The sequence below is a fragment of the Agromyces tardus genome (genome assembly GCF_003710805.1).
Classification (GTDB): domain Bacteria; phylum Actinomycetota; class Actinomycetes; order Actinomycetales; family Microbacteriaceae; genus Agromyces; species Agromyces tardus.
This window is the reverse complement of the sequence record NZ_RHHB01000048.1, coordinates 20291-27008: the sequence shown is the minus strand read 5'-3', so window position 1 is coordinate 27008 and position 6718 is coordinate 20291. Positions and strand designations below refer to the sequence as shown.

Below are 6718 nucleotides of genomic sequence, written 5' to 3'. Positions count from 1 at the left end.
AGCGGCAGCAGGGGCCGGCGCGGGAGCGGGCGCAGAGGCGGACGCCGGTGCGGGCGATGCGGCGGGCGCCGTGGCGGGCGCCGCCGCGTCCGCGACATCCGTCGCGAGCTGACCGGCCTTCGGGAGCCGCAGCACGGTCGCCGCGAGGACCGTCGACGCCGCGAACACCGCGGCCGAGATGAGGAAGGGGCCGACGAGCGGCGGCAGCCCGAGCGCCCGGCCGAGCGTATCGCCCGACTGCGAGAGCAGGGGGCCCGCGACGGAGCCGATCGTCGTCGCCCACAGCACGAGCGACATCGAGCGCGCCTCGTAGCCGGGCGACGCCACCTCGGTCGCGGCGAACCGCGCCTGGAGCCCGGCCGCCGCGCCCGCGCCGAAGGCGGCGAGGCCCACGAAGACGAGCAGGATGAGGCCGCTCGTCGCGGCCGCGATCACGAGCACGGCGCCGGCGCACGCGAAGGCATAGCCCGTGGCGAGCGCCACGTGCCGCCCCGATCGCACGGCGAGGCGCGCGAGCGGCACGGCGGCGGCCGCCGATCCGAGCACGCTCGCCGACTGGGAGAGTCCGCCGAGCGCCGTGACCCCGGTGAGGTCGGCGACGAGGATCGCGGCGATCGAGATGGCCGAGGCCACGCCCACGCCGGCGAGCAACTGGTTCGCGATGAGGAGGCCGAGCGCGAGGCGGCGGCGAGGAGTCCGTGCGACGCGCGGCCGCGGCATCCGCTCACTCATAGTTCGGAGCGGGCGGAAGCCCGAAGAACTCCTCGAGGGTGGTGACGCCCGTCTCGTGCATCTCGGTCGCGAGCTCGACGCCCACGTACCGGAAATGCCATGGCTCGAACGCGTAGCCGGTGATGTCCGTCTTGTCGGCCGGGTAGCGCAGGATGAACCCGAAGCGCCACGCGTTGTCGCGCAGCCACGCACCCTCGGGGGTGTCCGCGAAGCAGGGGTCGAGCGAGCACTCGCCCGACTCGGCGCCGATGTCCATGACGAGCCCGGTCTGGTGCTCGCTGAAGCCGGGTCGCGCCGTCAGGGTGTCGTCGCCGTCGTAGACGTTCACCTGCGTCTCGTACGAGCGGTAGGCGCTGTTCGAGGCGAGCGTGAGGCCGGCCTCATCGGTGGCCGCCTGGAACATCGCGATGACGGCGTCCGCCGCCTCCTGGCGCAGCTCGGGCTCGTTCGTGTACGGCACGTCGACGGGCACGAGGTCGGACGGCACGAAGTCCTGCGGATTCATCGGGCGGAGCTTGTTCACGACGACCCAGATGCTGTTCGGGTCGTCGAGCGAGAACTTGGCGCGGTCGAAGGTGTCGACGGATGCCGGCGGCGCGGTCGAGGCCGGTGCGGGGCGAGCGGTCTCGGTGGGAGTGGGGGTGGAACCGGCCCCCTTCGCGGCGGCGAACGGGCCGCCCCCGCCGAGCAGGAGACCCGCTCCGAGCGCGACGACGGCGGCCGCGGCGAGCACCACCACGAGGATGATGCGATTGCGCCGCACGCGCGCCGAAGGGTTCCCGTTCATGTCAGTCCACGGTACCCGACGCGACTGCCCGGCGGACGAGATCCCTCCGGCCGATCCGGGCGCGGTCCGCCGCCACGGGAGGGGCGTCGGCCCGGCCACCGGCCGATCACGCTTCGGTAACGGATGGAGCCCGTGAGAGCGCTCTCTTGACATCGCGTCCGACACGCGCTTAGCATCATCCCTGCATCGTGAGAGCGCTCTCACCACTCGGTGGAACGCGTCCTCACGTGACCCTTCCACCACCACGCACACAAGGGAGTGACCGTGAAGCTTTCACGACGCACCAAGGCGCTCGCAGCCGTTGCCGGCGCCGCATCCATCGCCCTGCTCGCCAGCGGCTGCGCAAGCGGCGACGCCGGCGCGGACTCGGCCGACGGGCCGATCGAGCTGACCGTCGCGACGTTCAACGACTTCGGCTACACCGACGAGCTCCTCCAGGAGTACATGGACGAGAACCCGAACGTCACCGTCGTCCAGAACAAGGCAGCGACGTCGAACGACGCCCGCGCCAACTACTTCCAGAAGCTCGGCAAGAAGGGCCTCGCCGACGTCGAGGCAATCGAGGTCGACTGGCTGCCCGAGGTCATGCAGTACTCCGACCTGCTCGCCGAGGTGCCCGCCGACGTCAAGGACCGCTGGCTCGACTGGAAGGTCGACGCCGCCACCGACGCCGACGGCCGCCTCATCGGCTACGGCACCGACATCGGCCCCGAGGGCGTCTGCTACCGCTCCGACCTGTTCGCCGCCGCCGGCCTGCCGACCGACCGCGAGGAGGTCGCGAAGCTCCTCGAGGGCGACTGGGCCAAGTACTTCGAAGTCGGCGCCGACTACACGGCGAAGACCGGCAAGGCCTTCTTCGACTCAGCCGGAGGCACGTACCAGGGCATGATCAACCAGGTCGAAGCCGCCTACGAGGATCCGGACTCGGGCGACATCATCGCGACCGACAACGCCGAGGTCGAGGACCTCTACAACCAGGTGCTCGACGCCAGCGCGACGCAGTCGGCGCACCTCGGCCAGTGGAGCGACGACTGGTTCGCCGGCCTGTCGAACGGCGCCTACGCGACCATGCTCTGCCCGGGCTGGATGCTCGGCGTCATCTCGGGCAACGCCGAGGGCGTCACCGGCTGGGACGTCGCGAACGTCTTCCCGAACGGCGGCGGCAACTGGGGCGGCTCGTACCTGACCGTTCCCGCCAACGGCGCGCACGTCAAGGAGGCCCAGAAGCTGGCCGACTGGCTGACCGCTCCCGAGCAGCAGATCAAGGCATTCGTCAACGCGGGCACGTTCCCGAGCCAGACCGAGGCCTACAGCGACGAGGCGCTCACCGGCTACGTGAACGAGTACTTCAACAACGCCCCCGTCGGCCAGATCTTCACCGATCGCGCCAAGGCGGTCGACGTGGCGCCGTTCAAGGGCGAGTTCTACTTCCAGATCAACGACGCCATGCAGAAGGCCCTGACCCGTGTCGAGGACGGCACGCAGGACAAGCAGGCGTCGTGGGACCAGTGGGTCTCCGAGGTCCAGGCCATCGGCTGAGCGACCACCGCGGTGGCCGGGGCGACCCGGCCACCGCGGCTCCCCGCTCGCACCGAACCGGAACGTAAGGAACGACCGTGACCTCGACCGCAACCGCCCCGCCGTCCTCCGACGCCCGGCCCGATGGGCCGAGCACCAGCCCGACCCCGCGGCAGCCGAAGCGGATCGCGTTCGGGCACCGTCTCACCAAGTGGGACCTGAAGCTGTCGCCCTACCTCTACATCTCGCCGTTCTTCATCCTCTTCATCGTCATCGGGCTGTTCCCGATCGCCTACACGGCGGTCATCTCCTTCATGGACTGGGACCTCGTGCGCAACACGGGCACGTTCATCGGCTTCGACCAGTACGTCTACGTGCTGGGCCAGCCGAAGTTCTGGATCGCCCTGCGCAACACCTTCAGCATCTTCCTGCTCTCGAGCGTCCCCCAGCTCCTGCTCGCGATCTTCATCGCGGCGATGCTCGACCAGAACATCCGCGCCAAGACCTTCTGGCGCATGGGCGTCCTGCTCCCCTACGTGATGGCGCCCGTCGCCGTCGCCCTCATCTTCAGCAACATGTTCGGCGACAAGTACGGCCTGGTGAACACGCTGCTCGGCAACGTCGGGATCCCGCCCGTGCCGTGGCACAGCGATGCGTTCGCGAGCCACATCGCGATCGCCACGATGGTCAACTTCCGCTGGACGGGCTACAACACCCTCATCCTCCTCGCCGCGATGCAGGCGATCCCGCGCGACTACTACGAGGCCGCGGCGATCGACGGCGCCGGCAAGTTCCGCCAGTTCACGGCCATCACCGTGCCGAGCCTGCGCCCGACCCTGATCTTCGTGATCATCACCTCGACGATCGGCGGCCTGCAGATCTTCGACGAGCCGCGCATGTACGACCAGTACGGCACCGGCGGCGCGGACTCGCAATGGCTCACGATCACCCTCTACCTCTACGACATCGGCTGGGGCCAGTGGAACTTCGGCCGCGCCGCCGCGCTCGCCTGGATCCTGTTCCTCATCATCCTCGCGATCGGCGTGATCAACCTGCTCGTGACCCAGCGGGTGGTGCGCGACGAGGGCCGGCGCGACGCGGGCACCCGCCGCGAGCAGCGCCGCGCCGCGGCATCCGCCCGACGCAGCCTCGCGGCCCGCACCGAGGCCACCGCCGAGCCCGAGCCCGGGCCCGCGCCCACCGACACCACCATCGACACCCCGGAGGTGCCGCGATGACCGTCCTGAACCCCCCGCCCCTCGCCATCGCCGAGGAGAACATCCCCAACGCGCCGAAGCGCCGCAGGGCCACGGTCGTGCGCGGCTCCCGCCCCGGCTGGTTCGTGTACTCGGCCCTCGCGATCGTGCTCGGCTCGGCGATCTTCCCGTTCTACTGGTCGTTCCTCATCGGCTCGGGCGACGCCTCCACCATCCGCGACCCGAACATGTCGTGGCTGCCGGGCGGCAACTTCCTGGCGAACGCGGCATCCGTCATCAACGACCCCGCCGTCAACTTCTGGCGGGCGCTGTGGAACTCGATCTACAGCTCGACGCTCATCGCCCTCTCCGTGGTGTTCTTCTCGACGCTCGCCGGGTGGGCGTTCGCGAAGCTGCGCTTCCGCGGCGGCAGGTGGCTGCTCGTCTTCGTCGTCGCCACCATGGCGGTGCCCACCCAGCTCGGCGTCGTGCCGCTCTACATCCTGTTCGCCGATCTGGGCTGGACGGGCAACATCGGCGCGATCATCATCCCGGCGCTCACGAGCGCGTTCGGCGTGTTCTGGATGACGCAGTACCTGCAGCAGGCCGTGCCCGACGAGCTCATCGAGGCGGCCCGCGTCGACGGCGCGAGCTCGTTCCGCACGTTCCTCACCGTCGGCCTGCCGGCCGCGCGTCCCGCCGCGGCGATGCTCGGCCTCTTCACGTTCGTGTCGGCGTGGAACAACTTCTTCTGGCCGTTCATCGTGCTGGATCGCAACGACCCGACGCTGCCCGTCGCCCTCTCGCTCCTGCAGTCGAACTACTTCGTCGACTACTCGATCGTGCTCGCCGGCGTGCTGCTGTCGACCGTGCCCCTCCTCCTGCTGTTCGCCTTCGCCGGCAAGCAGCTCGTTTCCGGAATCATGCAAGGAGCCGTCAAGGGATGACCACCGTCCACCACCCCACGATCGAGACCGGGTTCGCGCCCGACCTGGCCACGACGGCCCCGGCATCGGATGCCGCGACCGCGCCGGGTGCCGCCGCGGCATCCGTCGGCCGGCGCTTCCCCGACGGGTTCCTGTTCGGCGCGGCGACCGCCGCCTACCAGATCGAGGGCGCCGCCCACGAGGGCGGACGCACCGACTCGATCTGGGACACGTTCAGCCGCGTGCCCGGCGCCGTGATCAACGCCGACAACGGCGACGTCGCCTGCGACCACTACCACCGGTACCCCGAGGATGTCGCGCTCATGCGCGAGCTCGGCCTGCAGACCTACCGCTTCTCGACGTCGTGGGCGCGCGTGCGTCCCGACGGCGGGGCCGTGAACCCGGAGGGCGTCGACTTCTACTCGCGGCTCGTCGACGAGCTGCTCGGCGCCGGCATCAAGCCGTGGCTCACGCTCTACCACTGGGACCTGCCGCAGGCCCTCGAGGAGCAGGGCGGCTGGGCGAACCGCGACACCGCGTTCCGGTTCCGCGACTACGCGCTCACGATGCACGACGCGCTCGGCGACCGCGTCGGCGTGTGGACGACGCTCAACGAGCCCTGGTGCTCGTCGTTCCTGTCCTACACGGGCGGGGCGCACGCACCGGGCCGTCAGGACGTCGCTGCGGGTCTCGCCGCGGCCCACCACCTCATGCTCGGCCACGGCCTCGCCGTGCAGGCGCTGCGCGAGCGCGACGCCTCGCTCGAGCTCGGCATCACGCTCAACCTCACGGTGGCGAAGCCGGTCGATCCGACGCATCCGGGCGACCTCGACGCCGCCCGTCGCATCGACGGCCAGTTCAACCGCGTGTTCCTCGACCCGATCTTCCGCGGGCACTACGCGGGCGACCTGCTGGCGGATGTCGGGCACCTCGGCCTGCGCGACGTGATCCGCCCTGGCGACCTCGAGATGATCTCGACGCCCATCGACGCGCTCGGCGTGAACTACTACCACGGCGAGTTCGTGAGCGACCGGCCGGCGGAGCACCCGATCGCCGGCGAGGCGCCCACCGATCGCGCCATCCGCTCGCCGTTCCCCGCCGCCGAGAACGTGCACTTCCACGCGCAGGGCCTGCCCCGCACCGCGATGGGCTGGGAGGTGCAGCCCGACGGCCTGCGCGAGCTGCTCGACCGGGTGCACCGAGAGTACGCGGATGCCGCGGGCGTGAAGCTCTTCGTCACCGAGAACGGCGCCGCCTACGACGACGACGTCGCCCCCGACGGCAGCGTGCACGACGCCGAGCGCACCGAGTTCCTGCACGCGCACCTCGGCGCCATCCTCGACGCGATCGAGGGCGGCACGCCCGTGCACGGCTACTTCTACTGGTCGCTCATGGACAACTTCGAGTGGGCGTGGGGCTACGACAAGCGGTTCGGGCTCGTGCGCGTCGACTACGACACGCAGGAGCGCACCGTGAAGGACAGCGGACTGGCGTACCGGCGCGTCATCCGCGACCGCGCGCTGCCCGCGGCATCCGCGGCGCCTGCGGTCTGATCGCCT

The 6718-nt window shown here is 70.5% G+C and carries 5 protein-coding genes and 1 pseudogene; 4 read left to right on the top strand and 2 right to left on the bottom strand.

The features are described 5' to 3' along the window. Both EDM22_RS19685 and EDM22_RS16215 read right to left on the bottom strand, forming a co-directional pair. A pseudogene (locus EDM22_RS19685) lies at positions 1-720 on the bottom strand (MFS transporter); the annotation flags it as partial. 4 nt (positions 721-724) lie between these two features. Beyond that, a complete protein-coding gene (locus EDM22_RS16215) occupies positions 725-1519 on the bottom strand; it encodes a M15 family metallopeptidase (protein WP_122938124.1) in 795 nt (264 codons plus the stop codon). 258 nt (positions 1520-1777) lie between these two features. Between EDM22_RS16215 and EDM22_RS16210 the strand changes: the two genes are divergently transcribed. The 4 genes from EDM22_RS16210 (at position 1778) to EDM22_RS16195 (ending at position 6712) form a co-directional block, all read left to right on the top strand. Further along, positions 1778-3058, top strand: a complete 1281-nt coding sequence (locus EDM22_RS16210; protein ID WP_376917872.1) for an ABC transporter substrate-binding protein — start codon at positions 1778-1780, stop codon at positions 3056-3058. 77 nt (positions 3059-3135) lie between these two features. Then, positions 3136-4275 carry a carbohydrate ABC transporter permease gene (locus EDM22_RS16205; protein ID WP_170964170.1) on the top strand — a complete coding sequence of 380 codons (1140 nt, stop codon included), beginning with the start codon at positions 3136-3138 and terminating at the stop codon, positions 4273-4275. Then, entirely contained in the window at positions 4272-5180 is a 909-nt protein-coding gene (locus tag EDM22_RS16200) for a carbohydrate ABC transporter permease (protein WP_122938123.1), read from the top strand. The genes EDM22_RS16205 and EDM22_RS16200 overlap by 4 nt, the downstream gene beginning before the upstream one ends. Continuing rightward, the gene (locus tag EDM22_RS16195) at positions 5177-6712 is read left to right on the top strand and encodes a GH1 family beta-glucosidase (RefSeq protein ID WP_122938122.1); all 1536 of its coding nucleotides are present in this window, start codon (positions 5177-5179) and stop codon (positions 6710-6712) included. The genes EDM22_RS16200 and EDM22_RS16195 overlap by 4 nt, the downstream gene beginning before the upstream one ends. Positions 6713-6718: the final 6 nt, after the last annotated feature.

Excerpts from the sequence above, each read along its gene's own strand:
- EDM22_RS16200 (WP_122938123.1), top strand. The coding sequence starts at position 4,272 with ATGACCGTCCTGAACCCCCCGCCCCTCGCCATCGCCGAGGAGAACATC.
- EDM22_RS16215 (WP_122938124.1), bottom strand. The coding sequence starts at position 1,519 with ATGAACGGGAACCCTTCGGCGCGCGTGCGGCGCAATCGCATCATCCTC.
- EDM22_RS16195 (WP_122938122.1), top strand. The coding sequence starts at position 5,177 with ATGACCACCGTCCACCACCCCACGATCGAGACCGGGTTCGCGCCCGAC.